The 17778-nt window shown below is 76.1% G+C and carries 15 protein-coding genes; 6 read left to right on the top strand and 9 right to left on the bottom strand.

Features of this window, described 5'->3' with window-relative positions:
• Positions 1-161: 161 nt before the first annotated feature.
• From hpf to mtrA, 5 genes are all read right to left on the bottom strand, one after another.
• Complete coding sequence (gene hpf, locus ACFVS0_RS03210) at positions 162-824, bottom strand: ribosome hibernation-promoting factor, HPF/YfiA family (protein ID WP_430548993.1); 663 nt, start codon at positions 822-824, stop codon at positions 162-164.
• Positions 825-1016: 192 nt separating this feature from the next.
• Positions 1017-1829: a ComF family protein gene (locus ACFVS0_RS03215; protein WP_430587146.1), complete on the bottom strand. Its 813-nt coding sequence runs from the start codon at positions 1827-1829 to the stop codon at positions 1017-1019.
• 145 nt (positions 1830-1974) lie between these two features.
• Positions 1975-3696: an LpqB family beta-propeller domain-containing protein gene (locus ACFVS0_RS03220; protein ID WP_430587147.1), complete on the bottom strand. Its 1722-nt coding sequence runs from the start codon at positions 3694-3696 to the stop codon at positions 1975-1977.
• Entirely contained in the window at positions 3639-5504 is a 1866-nt protein-coding gene (mtrB, locus tag ACFVS0_RS03225) for an MtrAB system histidine kinase MtrB (protein ID WP_430587148.1), read from the bottom strand. The genes ACFVS0_RS03220 and mtrB overlap by 58 nt, the downstream gene beginning before the upstream one ends.
• Positions 5491-6171 (bottom strand): MtrAB system response regulator MtrA, encoded by a 681-nt coding sequence (gene mtrA, locus ACFVS0_RS03230; RefSeq protein ID WP_429735004.1) that lies wholly within the window; start codon positions 6169-6171, stop codon positions 5491-5493. Before mtrA ends, mtrB begins: the two co-directional genes overlap by 14 nt.
• A 190-nt stretch (positions 6172-6361) precedes the next feature.
• On the opposite strand from mtrA, the gene ACFVS0_RS03235 reads away from it, so the two are divergent.
• The 5 genes from ACFVS0_RS03235 (at position 6362) to ACFVS0_RS03255 (ending at position 12143) form a co-directional block, all read left to right on the top strand.
• A complete protein-coding gene (locus ACFVS0_RS03235; RefSeq protein WP_430587149.1) occupies positions 6362-7633 on the top strand; it encodes a glycerophosphoryl diester phosphodiesterase membrane domain-containing protein in 1272 nt (423 codons plus the stop codon).
• Positions 7630-8325 carry a DUF4129 domain-containing protein gene (locus ACFVS0_RS03240; RefSeq protein ID WP_430586180.1) on the top strand — a complete coding sequence of 232 codons (696 nt, stop codon included), beginning with the start codon at positions 7630-7632 and terminating at the stop codon, positions 8323-8325. Before ACFVS0_RS03235 ends, ACFVS0_RS03240 begins: the two co-directional genes overlap by 4 nt.
• A complete protein-coding gene (locus tag ACFVS0_RS03245) occupies positions 8322-9617 on the top strand; it encodes a DUF4350 domain-containing protein (RefSeq protein WP_430587150.1) in 1296 nt (431 codons plus the stop codon). The genes ACFVS0_RS03240 and ACFVS0_RS03245 overlap by 4 nt, the downstream gene beginning before the upstream one ends.
• Positions 9618-9781: 164 nt before the next feature.
• Complete coding sequence (locus ACFVS0_RS03250) at positions 9782-10723, top strand: AAA family ATPase (protein ID WP_430549039.1); 942 nt, start codon at positions 9782-9784, stop codon at positions 10721-10723.
• A 13-nt stretch (positions 10724-10736) separates the two neighbouring features.
• On the top strand, positions 10737-12143 hold the full coding sequence (locus ACFVS0_RS03255) for a DUF58 domain-containing protein (RefSeq protein ID WP_430548986.1): 1407 nt from the start codon (positions 10737-10739) through the stop codon (positions 12141-12143).
• Between the two features lie 26 nt (positions 12144-12169).
• Here the strand turns inward: ACFVS0_RS03255 and ACFVS0_RS03260 are convergent, their stop codons facing one another.
• Positions 12170-13159 carry a stage II sporulation protein M gene (locus ACFVS0_RS03260; RefSeq protein ID WP_430548985.1) on the bottom strand — a complete coding sequence of 330 codons (990 nt, stop codon included), beginning with the start codon at positions 13157-13159 and terminating at the stop codon, positions 12170-12172.
• A 42-nt stretch (positions 13160-13201) separates the two neighbouring features.
• Between ACFVS0_RS03260 and ACFVS0_RS03265 the strand changes: the two genes are divergently transcribed.
• Entirely contained in the window at positions 13202-14038 is an 837-nt protein-coding gene (locus tag ACFVS0_RS03265; RefSeq protein WP_430587151.1) for an RDD family protein, read from the top strand.
• On the opposite strand, the gene ACFVS0_RS03270 is transcribed toward ACFVS0_RS03265, so the two are convergent.
• From ACFVS0_RS03270 to ACFVS0_RS03280, 3 genes are all read right to left on the bottom strand, one after another.
• The gene (locus ACFVS0_RS03270) at positions 14011-15267 is read right to left on the bottom strand and encodes an acyltransferase family protein (protein ID WP_430587152.1); all 1257 of its coding nucleotides are present in this window, start codon (positions 15265-15267) and stop codon (positions 14011-14013) included. The two genes, ACFVS0_RS03265 and ACFVS0_RS03270, sit on opposite strands and share 28 nt — an antisense overlap.
• A 181-nt stretch (positions 15268-15448) precedes the next feature.
• Positions 15449-16117 carry a response regulator transcription factor gene (locus tag ACFVS0_RS03275; protein ID WP_430549038.1) on the bottom strand — a complete coding sequence of 223 codons (669 nt, stop codon included), beginning with the start codon at positions 16115-16117 and terminating at the stop codon, positions 15449-15451.
• A 29-nt stretch (positions 16118-16146) separates the two neighbouring features.
• A complete protein-coding gene (locus tag ACFVS0_RS03280) occupies positions 16147-17619 on the bottom strand; it encodes a sensor histidine kinase (RefSeq protein ID WP_430587153.1) in 1473 nt (490 codons plus the stop codon).
• Positions 17620-17778: the final 159 nt, after the last annotated feature.

Genomic DNA, 17778 nt, shown 5'->3' on the forward strand with positions numbered 1-17778 from the left:
AAAGAAGAGGGGGGGGGGGGGTTTTTGGGGGGGACCCCCCCCCCCCCAGGGGGGGCCCCCCCCCCCCCCCCCCCCAAACCCCCCCCCAAAGAAACCCCCCCCCCCCCCCTGACCGCGACCTCGGCGGTCGGACCGCAACCACGGTGGCGGTCCGGACCAGATCACGTCAGCTCGGTCACCGGCTCCACGCCGCCGACGGTCGAGTCCAGCTCGATGACGCCGTACGTCCAGCCCCGACGGCGGTAGACCGCGGACGGACGGGCCGTCTCCTTCGAGATGAAGAGGAAGAAGTCGTGCCCCACCATCTCCATCTGGTAGACGGCGTCGTCGACGGTCATCGGCTCTGCGTGGTGCAGCTTGCGCCGGATCACCACCGGGGAGTCGCCGAGCTGCTCCTCGACGGCGTCACCGGGCTCGGCGAGCGCGACGGGTGCGGTCGGCTGAGCCGCGGTCTCGGTGGCCGCGACCTCGTCGTAGGGGCGGACGTCCACGGACGGGAGGACGCCGTTGGCACGGCGGCGGTGGTCCTTGCGGCGGTCGCGCGATCGGCGCAACCGTTCGGTGAGCTTGTCCAACGCGATGTCGAGGGCACCGAACCGGTCGTCCGCCGCGGCCTCCGCGCGGATCACGGGCCCCTTGTCGTGCACGGTGAGCTCGACCCGCTCTCGGACCTCGGAGAGCCGCGGGTTGTTCTCGCGCGTCACTTCCACGTCCACCCGGCGAGCGGCCGGTGCGAGCTGGGTGACCTTGCTCAGCTTGTCCTCCACGTGCCGGCGGAACCTGTCCGCCACCTCCGTGTGCCTGCCGACGACGACGATCTCCATCGTGTTGCTCCACTTCGTCGTGAGGCCGCCCACTGCTCGAGCGACCCGAGTTGTCTGTCTGGGCACCCCGTCCGGGGCACCGTGCTCGGCACCACCTCCCGGGTCGCCGGACGTCCGTCCGGACCGCTCGTGGGTCGCACGGGCGAGCGTCCCGGACCGAGGTCTCGGGGGCGGTTCGCCCGCGTGGGACCCTCAGGCTAACCCCCTCCCGTGCGCCAGGTACACCGGGGGCGCGAGGAGGTTCCTCACGTCTTTCGTGACGGCCCCCGGAGGTGGGGTCGCGGCCAGCACGAGGGCCCCGAGGACGTCCGCCCCGACGTCCTCGAGGGCGCGTTCCGCGGCTGCGAGCGTGGAGCCGGTGGTGACCACGTCGTCGACGAGCAGGACGGCGGGACGGGCCCCGCCGGCGCGGGCGAGCGCCCGGTCGCGCGCGGCCATGGACCCGGTGAGGTTGCGTGCGCGGGCGCGGGCGCCGAGCCCTACCTGGTCGCGCCCGCGGCCGCGCCGGGTCAGCGCCGGGACGACCGTCGCGGCGAGCCCGGCGTCGCGCAGCCCGTCCGCGGCGGCACGGGCGAGGACGCGCACGTGGTCGCGTCCGCGGGCGCGCCGGGACGCCGCCGTGGAGGGTGCGCCGACGACGAGCAGGGGCCGCCCGGCGACGGCGCGCGCCGCGGTCGCGGCGACGGCGCGTGCCGCGGTCCGCACCGGGGGTCCGACGAGCCGGTCGAGGTCGGTGCGTCCACGGTCCTTCCAGGCCACGACGACCTCCCGCACCGGCCCGCCGTAGGCCGCGAGCGCCCAGACCGGCAGCACGGGGACGCCGTCGAGCCGGTCCAGGCGCGGGGCCGCCGCCTCGACGCGGACCGGCGGCCCGACGAGCAGCGCCTCGCAGGTGGGGCACCAGGGCACGTCGAGCGCGCCGCAGCCGGGGCACGACACCGGCACGACGAGGCGGCCGAGCTCGCGGAGCCACCGCACGGGCGGCGCGGTCGTCGTCGGGGGCATGTCTGCAGCGTGCCGCGCCTGCGGGACGCGGCGGGCGTGCTCGCCGCGTCCTGGGGACGACGGCGGCCTGGGGGCAGCGTCGCGCCCTCGTCGCCGTGCGGCGGTGTCGGTGTCGGTGTCGGTGTGGGCGTCGTCGGCCGGGCCGTCAGCCCGGGTAGGCGACCAGGTCGACGTCGTCGGACACCATCGACCACAGCGCGGAGCTCTGCCGCGAGTACAGGGTGCCGCCGCTGTCGATGGCGAGCATGGCCCCCGTACCGACGGACGCCGTCACGGAGCGCGGCTCCGGGACGCCGGGCTGCGCCCGGGACAGCCCGCCCTGGCCGGAGAGCCCACCGACACCGGTGAGGAAGACCGCGTCGTCGCCGTCGGCCTCCTGGCCGATCAGGGCGAGCGCCGCCTCGTCCTGCCACACCGCCTGCGTCACCTGGCGCACGGAGGCCCCGACCTGCACGGGCGCCGAGAGTCCGGTCGGGACGTTCTCGGCGTCGCGGACCACACCTGCCACGTGCACCAGACGACCGCTGGGGCCGGAGCTGACGATCGCGACGCGGGCGCCCTCCGGCGACACGTGCACCGACCGGATGGTCCGCGACGACAGCCAGTCGATGTCCAGGGTCCGCACCGCGCCCGACGGCATCGCCACGAGGAGGTCCGCGCCCTGCGCGCTCCACACGGCGCTGAACCGGTCGACGGAGGGCGGCGCGAGCTTCGCGCCGGACAGCAGCACGTCGGGCGCGTGGTCGCCGGTGACGCGGACGATGCGCTCCGCGCCGTCGCGCACCACGACCGGCTCGTCGCCGGGGCCGGCGGCGAGGGCGGTCGGGTCGAGGCCGTCGAGCGCGACGGGCTCGTCCGGCTCGCGCAGCTCCCGCCCGACGACGCGCACGAGCGTGCCGTCGGAGACGGCGAGCGCCTCCCCCGACGTCCGGGGCGTGGAGATCGAGTCGGCCGCGCGGGTCGTGAGCGGCGTGTTCTGGTCGGAGAGGACGACGGTGCGCCCTTCGCCCTCGGCGAGCGACGCCTGCAGCTGCGCGGTCGCGAGCGCCCGCTGGTCGGCGCTGGCCTGCGAGATCGTGGACGTGAGGCTCACGTCGATGGTGCCGTCGTCGGTCACCGTCACCGCGTCGATGGCGAGCGACGTGCCCTCGGGGATGACCGTCGTCGTCGAGTCCTGCAGCCATTCGGGCGGGCCGGCGAGGATCTCGCTGGTCGCGTCGGTGCGCCAGGTCTGGCGCGGGAACCACCGCATGTCGGGCACCCACCAGGCGAGGTCGGGCGTCGGGAAGTAGAGGGTCGTCGGGTGGAACGCCTGGCCGAAGAACGCGGCCGGGAGCATGAGACCGTCCTCGAGCTGGGAGATGCGCCACTCCCCGCCCGCACCGCGCGACAGGCCGAAGGACACCACGAACTCGTTGGTCCGCGCCTCTTCGGTGTACATCCCGCGGTCGTCGAGCGTCGCGACCACGCGCACGGTCGCGTCGACGGTCGTCTCCGTCGCGTCCGCGGGGACGTCGGCGAGGTCCAGCTCGGGGTCCTCCTCCAGCACGAGCACGCGCGCGTACCGGTCCCAGCCCTCCCACGCCTCGTCCGTGACGTACTCCTGCGCGACGGCGAACGACGAGCTCGACGTGGGGCCGAGCTGCGCCACGCTGAGGAAGCCCTGCACCACCTGGTCCGGGCTGGCGCCGGCCGCCGGTCCGGACGCGATGTAGCCGATCTCGCTGATGTTCTCCAGCTCGGTGTCGCCGTCGCGCACCGGCCCGTTCGTGGGGATGCGCGCGCACGCGACGGTCACCGCGAGCACGGTCAGGACGGTGACGAGGGCGGCGGGCAGGCCGCCGGCCCGGCGGCGCGGGCGGCGCACCTGCCCGGGGGGGGGGGATTTTGTCGTAGGACCTCCTCCTCGGCGTCCGGCCGGCCGGACGGGACGGGGGCGTGGGCGATGTCCACGCCGTCGGCGTCCACGACCCCGAGCTCGGGGATGGCGGTGGGGGTGGGGCCGGTCGGCGGATTCACGACCGGCAGCTGACCGGTGGGCGGGGCCGTGACCCCGGTCGACGGGCCCTCGAGCGGCAGGGGCGAGCCCTGCAGGCGGATCCCGGCGCGCCGCGGCAGCGTGAGCCGGAAGCTCGCGCCCTCCCCGAGCCGCCCCCACGCCTCGAGGCGGCCCGCGTGCAGGCGCGCGTCCTCGAGGGAGATCGCGAGGCCCAGCCCGGTGCCTCCGGTGGTGCGGGCGCGGGCGGGGTCCGCGCGCCAGAAGCGGTGGAAGACGCGGTCGATGTCCTCGGGCGCGAGCCCCACGCCGTGGTCGCGCACGACGACGGCGACCGCGTCGGCGTCGACCCCGACGGTGACCTCGACCGGCTTGCCCTCGGCGTGCTCGACGGCGTTCACCACGAGGTTGCGCACGATGCGCTCGACGCGCCGCGGGTCGACGTCCGCCGTCGCGGGCTCGTCGGGGAGCGTCACCGAGAGGAAGACGTGCTTGGACTCGGCGAGCGGCATCGACGTGTCCGCCACGGCCGCGACGACGTCGCGCAGGTCGCGCTGCTCGACGTCGAGCACGGCCGCGCCGGCGTCGAACCGGCTGATCTCCAGCAGGTCGGTGAGCAGGATCTCGAAGCGGTCGAGCTGCGTGTACAGCAGCTCGGCGGAGCGGCGGGCGGCGGGGTCGAGCTCGTCGCGGGAGGCGTGGATGACCTCGCCCGCCATCCGGATCGTCGTCAGCGGCGTGCGCAGCTCGTGCGACACGTCGGAGACGAAGCGCCGCTGCGCCGCGGAGAGCTCCTCCATCCGCGCGATCTGGTCCTCGAGGTTCCCGGCCATCTCGTTGAACGTGCGGGTGAGGGTGGCCATCTCGTCCTGGCCCTTGGCGTCCGGGAGCCGCTCGTCCAGGTGGCCGTCGGCGAGCCGCGACGCGACCGTCGCGGCGCGGCGCACGGGCGCGACGGTCTGCCGGGTCACGACCCACGTGAGCGCGCCGAGCAGCGCGAGGATCGCGAGCGCGCCGAGCGAGAGGGTGCGCTGCACGAACGACAGCGTCTCCTGCTCGGCCTGCAGGGAGTAGATCGCGTACAGCTCGTACGTGCCGATGGACGGCACCTCGACCGTCGTCCCGACGATCACGCCCGGCTCCGGCACCTCGGTGTCGGTGAACTCGGCGGGGATCTGCACGGACTGCAGCACCTGGCCGTCCGACGCGCGGGTCGCCTCGCGCAGGTCCTCGCCGATGATGGCCTTGAGCTCCGGCTGGGTGCCCGTGTCGGCGAGCCGCTGCGGCTGGTCGGGGGTGCTGAGGAGCAGGAAGTCCTGCGCGCTGGACGCGCCCGCCGCGAGGGTGCGCACCATCTGCGTCAGGAGGAGCTGCACGTCGGAGGCCGACGTCGCGGGCGAGGTGTCGAAGGCGCTGCGGACCTGCTCGGTCATCGAGGCGTTCTCGCGCTCGATGCGGTCCACGCGCTGCTCGTACAGCCCGTCGCGGATCGAGACGGACAGGTAGAGGCCGAGCAGCGCGACCGCGACGACGCCGAGCGCGAGCGCCGAGGTCACGACCCGCAGCTGCAGGGACGACCGCCACCGCCGGACGAGGTACCGGGTCCGCGAGACGGTCCAGGCGCGCCACCGCCGCCACGTCCGGCGGACGCGGCGCGCGGCGGGCTCAGCGCGGGGCACCGGCCTTGTAGCCCACGCCGCGCACGGTCAGCACGACCGTCGGGTTCTCGGGGTCGCGCTCCACCTTGGAGCGCAGGCGCTGCACGTGCACGTTGACCAGGCGGGTGTCGGCGCTGTGCCGGTAGCCCCAGACCTTCTCGAGCAGCACCTCGCGCGTGAACACCTGCCAGGGCTTGCGGGCCAGCGCCACGAGCAGGTCGAACTCCAGCGGGGTGAGGCTGATGCGCTCGCCGTCGCGCACCACGTTGTGGCCGGTGACGTCGATCTCGACGTCGCCGATGCGCAGCCGCTCGGGGCCGGGGTCGTCGTTGCGGCGCAGCCGGGTGCGGATGCGGGCGACGAGCTCCTTGGGCTTGAACGGCTTCGTCACGTAGTCGTCGGCGCCGGACTCGAGGCCGAGCACGACGTCGACCGTGTCGGTCTTGGCGGTGAGCATGATGATCGGGACGCCGGACTCGGCGCGGATCTCGCGGGCGACCTCGATGCCGTCCTTGCCGGGCAGCATGAGGTCGAGCAGGACGAGGTCGGGCTGCTCGTCGCGGAAGGCGACGAGGGCTCCGTCGCCGTCGGCGCAGAACGTCGGCTCGAACCCCTCGGACTTCAGGACGATACCGATCATCTCGGACAGCGCAGTGTCGTCGTCGACCACCAGGACACGGGACTTCATGCACCCATTCTGCCAGGCACGGCGCAAGGTCCGGTGGAAAGCCGCATGAGCGAGCGGGCGCGCCGTACTAGGGTCGGGGCGACCGGCGTCACACCCGGTCCTCCAGCACTCCACCAGCACAGCCCCGACAGTCCCGTCCGCCGACGCCGCGTCGGCACGACCCGACCGCCCTGCAGCCCGGGAGGCCGCGATGAGCACGCCCGACCAGCCCCAGCCGCCGTCCGGCTGGGGCGACGCACCCGAGCCGCCCCGCTACGGCCAGCGCGCGCCCGAGGGCGCCCCGCAGCCGCCCGCCGACGGGCAGGGCGGGCAGCAGTACGGGCAGGGCCAGTACGGACAGGGTCAGTACGGGCAGGGTCAGTACGGGCAGGGTCAGTACGGGCAGCAGTACGGGCAGGCTCAGTACGGGCAGCACTACGGCCCGCGGCCGCCGAGCGCCCCGGCGGCGACGAAGCCCGGCATCGTGCCGCTGCGCCCGCTGTCGCTCGGCGAGATCTACGACGGCGCGTTCACCGCGATCCGCCACAACCCGAAGGTGATGCTCGGCGCCGCCACGCTCGTGATCCTCGTGGCGACCGTCCTCGGCGTGCTGATCGCGCAGCTCATCGTGCCGACGTTCTCGTCGTCGTTCTCGTCGCTGACCGAGGCCGACCCGGAGATCGCCGAGCTCGGGTTCGACAACCTCGTCGCGCAGTCCCTCGCGTCGTCCCTCGGCATGAGCGTGACCCTGCTGCTCGCCCAGCCCGTGGTGGAGGGCATCCTCACCGTCTCGGTGAGCCAGTCGGTCATCGGCCGCAAGCTGAGCCTCCGCGAGGTCTGGGAGCGGCTGCGCGGGCGCGTCGGCCGCCTCATCGGCTGGGCCCTGCTGCGCTCGCTCGCCGGCGCCGTCGGGACGTTCGTCTGGTTCTTCGTCCTGGTCCTGCTCGTCGCCCTCGTGAGCGAGCAGTCCACCGGGGCCGCCATCGGCCTCGGGCTCCTGCTCGGCGCCGGGTTCGTCGTCCTCCTCGTGTGGCTGGGGGTGCGGCTCGGGCTCGTCGCGCCCGCGCTGGCGCTGGAGGGTCAGGGCCTGGGGAGCACGATCGCGCGCGCCTGGCGGCTGACGCGCGGGTCCTTCTGGCGCCTGTTCGGCATCTACCTGCTCGCGATGATCATCGTGAGCGCCGCCGCGTACATCATCACGATCCCCCTCAGCTTCGTCGCCGGCATGATCGGCGGCACCGGCGGGAGCACGGAGGCGTTCACCACGGCCACGGTCGTCGCGACCGTGCTGTCGTCGGTCATCTCGGCCGCGATCACCACGATCTTCGTGGCCTCGGTCGTCGCGCTGCTCTACATCGACGTGCGGATGCGCCGCGAGGGCCTGGACGTGCAGCTCGCCGCCGCGGCGCAGGCGTCCGACGGCGGGCGGCCGGGTGGCGAGCCCGGCGCCCGGCCCGGTCCGCCGCCCGGCATGCTCGCGTGAGCGGCGCGTCGGCGGTGGTGCACGGGGTCGTGACGACCCTGGTGGCCCACGTGCCCGCCGGCGTGCCCGTGGACCCCGACCGGGAGACGGCGCACCGCTGGCTCCTGGAGGAGCTGTCGCGACCCGAGTACTCCACGGAGCCGTCGCTCCTGGAGCGCCTGCTCACCTGGCTCGGCGACCTGTTCGACGGCCTGACCCTCGGCGAGGGGCGGTTCCCGCTCGCGTTCGTGGTCGTCGTGGTCCTGGTGCTCGTCGCCGCGCTCGCCTGGTGGGTGGCCGGGCCCGTGCGCCTCGCGCGCCGCCGGCGCCGCTCCGTCGTCGTGCTCGACGGCGACGAGCGCACCGCGGCCGAGCTGCGGGCGTCCGCCGACGCCGCGGCGGCCCGCGGCGACTGGTCCGCGGCCGTGCTGGACCGCTTCCGCGCGCTCGTGCGCTCCCTGGAGGAGCGCGTGGTGCTGGACGACCGCCCGGGCCGGACGGCACAGGAGGCCGCGCACGACGCCGCCGCCCGGCTGCCCGCCGTCGCCGCCGAGCTGCACGACGCGGCCCGTCTGTTCGACGACGTCTGCTACGGCACGCTCCCCGCCGGACCGGACGACGACCGGCGCCTGCGCGACCTCGACGAGCGGGTGCGCGGGCTGCGGCCCGAGCCCCTCGCGGCCGCCGCGCCCGGCGGGGTGGGGGCGCCGTGACGGCTCCGACGCAGACCACGCCGGGCCCGACCCAGGGCCGGTCCCAGGGCACGGTCCAGGCCGCGACGCCGGGTGTCGGGTCGCCGGACGCCGTGCTCTCGCCGGTCGTGACGGGTGACGGCACCACCGGCCGCGGCCGCACCGCCGACCGCTGGCGCCGGGCCCGCTGGACGCTGCTGGTGCTCGGGGTGCTCGCGCTCGTGGTGGCCGTGCTCGCCGTGCAGCGCCCGGTCACCTCCGCCACCCCGTACGCCCCCGACAACGCGCAGCCGAACGGCGCCCGCGCCGTCGCGCAGGTGCTGGGGCGGCAAGGGGTCGAGGTCCGCCACGTCACCCGCGTCGCGGACGCCGTCGCGGCGGCCGGCGCGGGCACCACGCTGCTCGTGACGCCCGGGAGCCTGCTGCTGCCCGAGCAGGTCGACGCCCTGGCGGGCGTCGACGCGGACCTGGTGCTGCTCGGCGCCGACGACGAGCTGGTGCACGCGGCCACCGACGGCGCCGTGAGCCGCACGCCCGGGGCCGCAGCCCCGGCGTTCGCCGTCGAGCCGTCGTGCGACCTGCCGCTCGCCACGCGCGCCGGCGCGCTGGCTCTCGCGCCGGGCCTGCGGGCCGAGCCCGGGGCCACCGACGTGACGCTGTGCTGGCCGGTCGACGGGTCGGCGGCGCTGGCGCGCGTCGAGCTGCCCGGGTCCGCGGGCGGACGGTTCGTGACCGCCGTCGACGACCCGTCCTTCGTCACCAACGGCACGGTGCTGGACGACGGCGACGCGGCACTCGCGCTCGGCCTGCTCGGCGCGCAGGAGACGCTCGTGTGGCTCGTGCCCGACCCGCTCGACACGAGCTCGACCGGCGAGGCCGGCGCCCCGTCCGCCGGCGCCGGGATCCTGCCGCCCTGGGCGGGCGTCGTCGGTCTCTGGGCGCTGCTGGTCGTGCTCGTCGCCGCCGTGTGGCGGGCGCGCCGGCTAGGCCCGCTGGTCGCGGAGGAGCTGCCCGTCGTGGTGCGCGCCGCCGAGACCACCCGCGGCCGCGGCCGCCTCTACCGGCGGGCCAGGTCCCGTGGCCACGCCGCCGCGGGTCTGCGCGCCGCCACCGCCGAGACCGTCGCGCGCCGCCTGGGCGTGCCCCGGTCCGCCGACGCCACGGCGCTCACCGACGCCGTCGCCCGCGCCAGCGGCCGGTCCGCCCACGACGTGGCCGACCTCCTGTACGGCCCACCACCCCACGACGACGACGCGCTCACCGAGCTCGCGCGTCGGCTCGACACCCTGGAGAGCGAGGTCCACCGATCGTGACGACCCCCGACGAGAACCCGCAGGGCACACCGCCCGCGGCCCCTGTCGAGACCACTGCGTCGACTGCCACGTCGACCACCGCGTCGACCCCCACCCCGGGCGACCCCGCGCCCCCGCAGGCGCCCCCGGCCCCGGAGCCCGCCGCCGGCTCCCCCTCTCGCGAGCTGCGCGGCGCGCTCGCCGGGGTGCGCAGCGAGGTCGGCAAGGCGGTCGTGGGCCAGGACTCCGCGGTGACGAGCCTGCTCATCGCGCTGCTCTGCTCCGGCCACGTGCTGCTCGAGGGCGTGCCCGGGGTCGCGAAGACGCTGCTGGTGCGGGCGCTCGGCGCGTCGCTCGACCTGTCGACGAAGCGCGTGCAGTTCACGCCCGACCTCATGCCCGGCGACGTCACCGGCTCCCTCGTCTACGACGCGCGCACGGCCGAGTTCTCGTTCCGCGAGGGGCCGGTCTTCACGAACCTGCTGCTCGCGGACGAGATCAACCGCACGCCCCCGAAGACGCAGGCGTCCCTGCTCGAGGCGATGGAGGAGCGGCAGGTGTCCGTCGACGGCACGCCGCGCCCCCTGCCGGACCCGTTCGTCGTCATCGCCACGCAGAACCCGGTGGAGCACGAGGGCACGTACCCGCTGCCGGAGGCGCAGCTCGACCGCTTCCTGCTCAAGGTGGTGCTTCCCGTCCCGGAGCGCGAGCAGGAGATCGAGGTCCTGGCCCGGCACGCCGCCGGGTTCGACCCGCGCGACCTGGGCGCCGCGGGCGTCCGGGCGGTCGCGGGCACCGAGCAGCTCGCCGCCGCGCGCGCCGAGGTGCGGCAGGTCCAGGTGGCGCCCGAGGTGCTCGGCTACGCCGTGGACCTGTGCCGCGCCACCCGCCGCTCCCCCTCGCTCTCGCTCGGCGTGTCGCCGCGTGGCGCGACCGCGCTGCTCGCGACGTCGCGCGCCTGGGCCTGGCTGTCCGGGCGCTCGTACGTGACGCCCGACGACGTGAAGGCGCTCGCGCACCCGACGCTGCGGCACCGCGTCCAGCTGCGGCCCGAGGCGGAGCTCGAGGGCGTCACGGCCGAGAGCGTGCTGACGACCGTGCTCGCGACCGTCCCCGTCCCGCGCTGACCGGCACCCGGACATGGCGCTGACGTGGCGCGCCGTCGTGCTGGCGGCGCTCGGGGTGATCCCGGTGGTCCTGTTCCCCGTGCCGGGGACGGTCGTGGTGTGGGGGCTGGTCGTGGCGGCCGTGTGCGCCGTCGACGTCGCCCTCGCCGCGTCCCCGCGCGCGGTCGCGCTCCAGCGCCGGACGCCCCGCTCGGTGCGGCTGGGCACCACGGCCCGCTCGGAGCTGGTGGTCACCAACACCGCACGGCGCCGGCTGCGCGCCGTCGTGCGCGACGCCTGGCCGCCGTCGCTCGTGCCGGACGCGAGCGTGCGCACGGACGGCGCGGGGGCCGGCGAGCCGCTGGTGGCCCGTTCCGCACGGCACGACGTCGACCTGCCGCCCGGCGAGTCCGCGCGCGTGCGCACCCCGCTGCGGCCGACCCGGCGCGGCGACCGCGTCGCCGGGCCCGTGACGGTCCGTTCGTACGGGCCGCTGCGCGTCGCCGCCCGCCAGGCGTCGATCCCGGTGCCGGCCCGGCTGCGCGTGCTCCCCGAGTTCGCCAGCCGGAGGCACCTGCCGTCGCGGCTCGCGCGGCTGCGCGAGATGGACGGGCGGGCCGCCGTGCAGGTGCGCGGCGAGGGCACCGAGTTCGACTCGCTGCGCGAGTACGTGGTGGGCGACGACGTGCGCTCGATCGACTGGCGTGCCACCGCCCGTCGCGGCGACGTCGTCGTACGCACGTGGCGGCCCGAGCGCGACCGGCGCGTGGTGATCGTGCTCGACACCGGCCGCACGTCCGCCGCGCGGATCGGCACCGCCGCCGCGAGCGACACCGAGCAGGCGCCCGAGGGCGCCGCCGACGCGCCGTCGTCGCTCGGTGGCACCCGGCTGGAGGCCGGCATCGAGGCTGCCCTGCTGCTCGGTGCGCTCGCCGACCGCGCCGGCGACCGCGTCCAGGTGCTGGCGTACGACCGGGCGCTGCGCGCGCGCGTCGCGGGCGCGTCGGGCCCGCGGCTGCTGCCCGCGCTGGCGGAGTCCCTGTCGACCGTCGAGCCCGCCCTGCTGGAGACCGACTGGCCCGGCCTCGTCGGGCAGGTGCGCCAGCGGGTCTCGCAGCGCTCGCTCGTCGTGCTGCTGACGTCGCTCGACCCGGCGGCCGTCGAGACGGGTCTGCTGCCGGTGATCGACCGGCTCTCCGGCACCCACCAGGTGGTCGTCGCCGCCGTCGCCGACGCGGACGCCGCCCGGCTGCGCTCCGACCGGTCGTCCGTGGCCGCGGTCTACGACGCCGCCGCGGCCGCGCGCGCCGATCTCGAGCGTGCCGCCGTCCAGGCCGTGCTGCGCCAGCACGGCGCCGAGGTCGTCGAGGCGCTCCCGGACGACCTCGCGCCCCGGCTCGCCGACACCTACCTCGCGCTCAAGGCCGCCGGCCGGCTCTGACCCGACCGGTGCCGGGCGGGCGGCCGTCAGCCGACCGTGGGCACGACCTCGCCGGCGCGGTCGGCGTCCAGGTCGCCGGTGAGCCCGGCCGCCGTGGCACGGCGGCCCAGCACGACGACGTAGACCCAGAAACCCGCGAGCGCGATCGCGCCGATGACGATCTTGAGCCACCAGGGCAGCGTCGAGCCCGTCACGTACCCCTCGATCAGCCCGGACACCGCGAGCGCGCCGGCGAGCCCGATCGCGACGGTGACGAGCGCGCGACCCTCCTGCGCCAGCGCGACGGTGCGCGGCCGCGGCCCGGGCGACACCGCCGTCCAGAAGAGCTTGAGGCCGGCGGCGCCGGCCACGAACACCGCGGTGAGCTCGAGCAGCCCGTGGGGCGCGATGAGCTGGAGGAACACGTCCAGCTCGTCGTAGGCCGCCATCATGCCGCCGGTGGCGCCCACCCCCACCGCGTTCTGGACCAGCACGAAGGCCGGCCAGACCCCGGTGATGCCGAGGCCCACGCACTGCGCGGCGATCCACGCGTTGTTCGTCCACACCATGGCGGCGAAGGACGCGCCCGGGTCGTAGTACGACGCGAACGCCTCGTTCACGTACGCCTCGCGCTCGGCGGGCGTGCCCATCTGCGCCAGCACGTCCGGGTCCGTGGCGACGCGGTACCCGGCGACGACGGCGAGCGCGAGGCACACCACGACGACGCCGAGCGTCCACCAGCGCACCCGGTACAGCGCCGCGGGCACCGTCACCGCCACGAACCGGACGACGTCGGCCCAGGCCGGCTCGTGCGTGCCCGTGACGCGCACCCGGGCGCGGCTCAGGAGGTCCGAGAGCCGGGTGACGAGCACGGGGTCGGGCGCGGCCGACCGCACCGTGGACAGGTGCGTCGCGACCGCCTGGTAGAGCCGCACCAGCTCGTCGGCCTCCGCGCCGTCGAGCCGCCGCTTGCGGGTGAGGACGCGCAGGCGCTCCCACTGCGGGCTGTGCACGGCGGTGAAGGCGTCGAGGTCCACGGCCGCTAGCCTTCCACACGGGAGACGTCGCACGAGCGGGGGATGCACATGTCAGTCGGGATCCACGACGGGATCGTCATCGGCGAGGGCGTGGTGCTCGACGCGCGGCCGGCGTCGTTCGTCAGCCGCGCGCTCGCGGCGCTGCTCGACCTCGCGGCGCTCGCGATCGTCGGGATCGCGCTGCTGATCGTGGTCGCCCTGCAGGACGTGTCGATCGACGAGCAGTGGGCCCGGGTGGCCGGCGTCGTGGTGGCGGTGCTCGTGATGGTCGTGGTGCCGACGACGGTCGAGACGCTGAGCCGTGGCCGCTCGCTGGGCAAGCTGATCACCGGCCTGCGAGTGGTGCGCGACGACGGCGGCCCGGTGCGCTTCCGCCATGCCTTCGTGCGGGCGCTGGTGGGCATCGGCGAGCTGTGGCTGACGGTCGGCAGCGTGGCGCTGGTCGCGTCGCTGTCCAACTCCCGCGGCAAGCGGCTCGGCGACCTGCTGGCCGGCACCTACGTCATCCGCGTGCGGGGCGGCCGCGCCCGCACGGTCCCGCTCGCCATGCCGCCGGAGCTGGCCGCCTGGGCCCGCACGGCCGACATCCGGCGGCTGCCCGACGGGCTCGCCCTCGCGGCCCGGCAGCTCCTCGACCGCGCGCCCCGCCTCGCGCCGGCGTCGCGCGCGGGCCTCGCCGACGACCTCGCCGGGCGCGTCGAGCCGTTCGTCGCCCCCGGTCCGCCGCCCGGTACGCCGCCCGAGGCGTTCCTGCACGCCGTCCTGCACGAGCGCCGCGAGCGGGAGCTGGAGCGCGGGACGGCCGAGCAGGAGCGGGCCGAGGCCCGCGCCGCCACCCTGCACCGCCTGCCCTACGGCGTCCCCGACCCGCCCCGCTGACCCCGCCCGCTCACGGCGTCCCGGCGGCGGTCCTCGAAGCGGCCGAAGACGCGCACCAGGCCGAGCAGCACCAGCAGGTACGCCGCGAACCACACCGGGCGGGACGCCCACCAGTCCGCGCCCCACGCGACCGGCAGCTCCTGCCCGAGCCCGAGGAGCGCGACCCCGACGACGGCGAACATCGCGGTGAGGTGCCACAGGTAGACGGTCATCGACCGGCGGGCCAGCGCGCCGACGGCCCGCGTGCCCGCCCCGGTCGCGGCGCGCCGCACGAGCGCGGCGCGGAACAGCAGCACCAGGCAGACCTGCGCGACGGCGTGCGCGACGACGGGCGCCGTGGGCGGGCCGAGGTTGGAGATCTCGTCCCCCGGCATCCCGACGAGGCTGAGCGGGTACGGCCCCGCCGCCACGAGCACGACCGTCGCGGCGACGGCCGCGAGGGCGCCGGCGGCCAGGGCCAGCCGGGCACCGCGACGGGTCAGCGGTCCGGCGGCCGGGTCGGGCACCGGCCGGCGCGGGGCGCTGCGCTCGGCGGCGTAGGCGATCCCGGCCAGGAACGGCGCGGCCCACGCGAGCAGCACGTTGGCCCAGGCGAGCCCACCGGTGAGCTCGCCGGGGAGCCCGAACCGCAGCGCGTCGAGGGTCAGCGGCAGCGCCACGGCGACGACGAGGGCGCCCCACCGCCAGCGCTGCCAGGCCGCGCGGAGCAGAGGCGTGAGCGCCATGAGCACCACCCACACCCCGAGGAACCACAGCAGCTGCGGCGCCATCCGCGCCATCCGCCACACCGCGTCGTCGGGCACCCCGACGGCGAGGAGCGCGGCGACCGCGAGCGCCCACGCGCCGACGAACGCCCCGACGGGCCGGGCCGTCGCCCGCAGCCGGGCGAGGACGGTCCCGCCCCAGCCGCGACCCCCGACGGTCGTGGCGGAGCGCTGGTACCCGGCGGAGGCGCCGGCCGCGAAGAACAGCAGGGCCAAGGGCTGCAGCCAGGTGACGAGCCAGCCGGCGCCGTGGCCGAGCGCGTTGCCGACGAGGAGCGTCCGCCCGTCCCACGTGGCCTCCGCCATCAGCCAGTGCAGCAGCACCACCCCGAGGGTGCCGAGCGCCCGGACGACGTCGACGAACGGGTCCCGCGCCCGCCGCGGCCGTGCCGCCGGGGCGACAGGACGGGGTCGTGCGAGCGGTGCGGTCGGGACCGGTGGGGCGGGGGCGTCGAGGACGGCCACGATGGCTCCTGAGGCTGGGCGACGAGGACCCTTCCAGCCTCGTGACCTGCGACGTCGTCCGACATGGGCCTGGCCCCCTCGCCGCCCGCCGTCTCCCCCGTACCGGTCCGGGGGACATCCCCCGTCGACCTGTCAGGAGGCGCGCCGGGCATACCACGCGCAGGCTCTGACAGGTCGGGGGTCAGGCGTCGACGCCCAGGTAGCGCAGGACGGCGCGCACGCGCCGGTGGTCGGCGGAGTCCTGCGGCAGGTCGAGCTTGGTGAAGATGGCGGCCACGTTCTTCTCCACCGCCCCGTACGACAGGTACAGCTGCTCGGCGATGGCGCCGTTGGAGCGGCCCTGCGCCATGAGCTCCAGGACCTCCTTCTCGCGCGGCGTCAGGCGGCCGACGCCGTCCTCCGGCGAGCGGTGCGCGCCCATGAGCTGCCGCACCACTTCCGGGTCGAGCACCGTCTCCCCCGCCGCGACCCGGCCGAGGGCGGCGACGAAGTCCCCGACGTCGGCGACGCGGTCCTTCAGCAGGTACCCGACGCCGCGCGGGTCGCCCTCGAGCAGCCGGGACGCGTAGCGCGTCTCGACCCACTGGGAGAACACCAGCACCGGCAGGCCGGGGTGCGCGGCGCGCAGCGCCTCGGCCGCGCGCAGCCCCTCGTCGGTGTGCGACGGCGGCATGCGGATGTCGGCGACGAGCACGTCGGGCAGCGCATCGGCGGCGGCAAGGGTCGTGACCTCGCGGACGAGGGCGTCGCCGTCCGGCACCGCCGCGACGACGTCGTGCCCACGGCGCGACAGGAGGGCGACGAGCCCGTCGCGCAGGATGGCGGAGTCCTCCGCGACCACGACGCGCAGCGGGCTCGGGCCGGTCGGCGCGCCGGGCGTCATCGGCGGGACCCGGGGGCGGGCAGCGGGATCGTCACGGTGATCACCGTAGGCCCTCCCGCCGGGCTGACCACCCGGAGCGTCCCGTCGACGCCCGACAACCGGTCCGTGAGCCCCGCGAGGCCGCTGCCCCTGCCGGAGGCGTCGGGCGCGCGCACCGCCGCGCCGCCCACGCCGTCGTCGTGCACGCGCAGCACGAGCGCACGCATGGCCGCCCCGGTCGCGGCGTCCGCGATCGGCTCCACGCCCGCCACGACGTCGACCCCGGTCGCCCGGGCGTGCTTCGTCGCGTTGGCGACCAGCTCCGCGACCGCGAAGTAGGAGATGGCGGTGACGCTGGGCGGGAGGTCCGCGCCGTCCAGCCCGACGGCGTGCACCCGCACCGGCAGCGCGGCCCGCGCGGCGAGCGTCTCGAGGGCGACGGCGAGGCCGGCGTCCAGCGCGGGCGGGCGGATGCCGCGGGCGAGCTCGCGCAGCTCGGCGAGCGTGTCCTTCGTGCTCGAGTGGGCGGTCTCCAGGACGGCGGCGAGCTCCGCCGTGTCGACGCCGTCGGTGCCGTCGCGCAGCAGCTCGCGCGCCTCGCCGATCTGCATGGCGACGGCGACGAGGTGCGCCTGGGTGCCGTCGTGCAGGTCGCGCTCGATGCGGCGCAGGCGCTCGTCGGCGTCCTCGACGGTGACGGCGCGGGCCCGCTCGGCGTACGCCACGCGCAGGCTCGCCCGGGTGGGGCTGAGCAGGCCCTCCGCCAGGAGCCGGAAGAGGCCGACGAACATCGACTGCACCTGCGGCCACAGGTACAGCAGGATCACGCCGACCGCGACGAGCAGGAGCTGGCGGGCCGGGGTGTCGACGAACCAGTCCGTGCCGAACGACGCGCCCCGGTGCCAGGTGCCGTCGCCCGCCTGCTGCAGCGGCAGCCAGCGCGACCAGAACCAGTGCGTCATCCCGCCGAGCGCGACGGCGAGGAACACCGTGCTCACGACGAACGACGCGATCGCCAGCGGGAACGTCACCGCCATGTACAGCAGCGCGCGCCACGCGGTCGCGTCACCGAGCATCCCGCCGAGCCGCCGCCAGAACCCCTTGCGCGGGGTGCGGGGCGCCGGCTCGGCGATCTCGACGCCCAGGTAGCGGACCGCCATCCGGCGGTACGTCGAGCCCCAGCCGCGCGCGCCGAGCAGCACGCCGCCGGCGACGAACAGGCCCACGACGGTGACCGCCACCCCCGCCATGAACGAGACGGTGAAGATCGCGTACGTGAACGCGAACGGTGCGAGCAGCAGGGAGAGCCACAGGAAGCCGTAGGCACGCCAGGTCCGGCCGTCGAACGGGGCGAGGAGGAACGGCGGCGCCCCGTCCGTCGTCGCCCGCGGGGACGCCGCCGGACGCTCTGCGGGCTGCGTGGACGACGGCGAGGTCGGCGGGTTCGCGGGCGGCGGCACCGGGCCGTCGGTGGACGTCATGCTGGTCATGCTTCCAGGCTGCCGCCCCGGTCGCCGAGCCGACATCCGGCGTGCCACCCTGCGCACGGGGGCTGTCCCCCATGTTCAAGGCGACAGGCAAGCCGTCGCAGTAATGACCCCGAATGTCCAGGGCCCCCACCATCACGCCGAAGTAATCGGCCCGCTCCT

It is taken from the genome of Isoptericola sp. NPDC058082, assembly GCF_042885055.1.
Lineage (GTDB): Bacteria > Actinomycetota > Actinomycetes > Actinomycetales > Cellulomonadaceae > Isoptericola.